Here is a 1106-nt window from a genome sequence, read left to right as displayed (position 1 = left end):
GGCACCCTCTACGCCAACCGCCCCGCGGTTTCCGGGCCCACCCTCGGGTCCCTGCCCGGCGGCACGGCCGCCAACACGGCCTACGACATTCCCCTGGACACCAGCCTGATGGCCGGCTGGACCGGGTCCCGGACCCTGGCCCTGACCGGCACCGGCACCGACAGCTCCTGGTTCTGGTCACGCCAGGCCTCCGCCACGCTGCGCCCCGCCCTCACCCTCACCTACACGGATGCCGCCCCTTCCGACACCACCGCACCCGGCGCGCCCGGGACCCTGGCCGCCACAGCCACCGGAACCGCCGTCGCCCTGTCCTGGACCGCGGCGACCGACAACGTCGGCGTCACCGGCTACACCGTCCACCGTTCCACCACGGCAGGCTTCACCCCCGCCACCACCAGCAGAATCGCCGACACCACCGGGCTCAGCTACACCGACACCAACCGGCCCGCCGGAACCTGGTACTACCGCGTCACCGCCACCGACGCAGCCGGCAACACCGGCCCCGGCTCCAACGAAGCCACCGCCACGATCCAACCCCCGCCCGACACCACCGCGCCGGGCGCGCCCGGGGCTCTGGCCGCCACAGCCACCGGAACCGCCGTCGCCCTGTCCTGGACCGCCGCGACCGACAACACCGGCGTCACCGGCTACACCGTCCACCGCTCCACGACGGCAGGCTTCACCCCCTCCACCGCCAGCAGAATCGCCGACACCACCGGGCTCAGCTTCACCGACACCAACCGGCCCGCCGGAACCTGGTACTACCGCGTCACCGCCACCGACGCCGCCGGCAACACCGGCCCCGGCTCCAACGAAGCCTCCGCCACGATCCAACCCCCGCCGGACACCACCGCGCCGGGCGCGCCCGGGGCCCTGGCCGCCACAGCCACCGGAACCGCCGTCGCCCTGTCCTGGACCGCCGCGACCGACAACACCGGCGTCACCGGCTACACCGTTCACCGCTCCACCACGGCAGGCTTCACCCCCGCCACCACCACCAAAATCGCCGACACCACCGGGCTCAGCTACACCGACACCAACCGCCCCGCCGGAACCTGGTACTACCGCGTCACCGCCACCGACGCCGCCGGCAACACCGGCCCCGG

The 1106-nt window shown here is 73.8% G+C and carries 1 protein-coding gene; it reads left to right on the top strand.

Annotation, left to right across the window (positions count from 1 at the left end; translation table 11 throughout):
- Nucleotides 1-1106: fibronectin type III domain-containing protein (locus tag AC1DDH_RS20360; protein ID WP_476956192.1), on the top strand; the 1106-nt coding region annotated here is incomplete at both ends.

The sequence above is a fragment of the Arthrobacter sp. 10T425 genome, from assembly GCF_056393985.1.
Note: the sequence above shows the minus strand (reverse complement) of the source record. Positions and strands in the feature narration are given on the sequence as shown.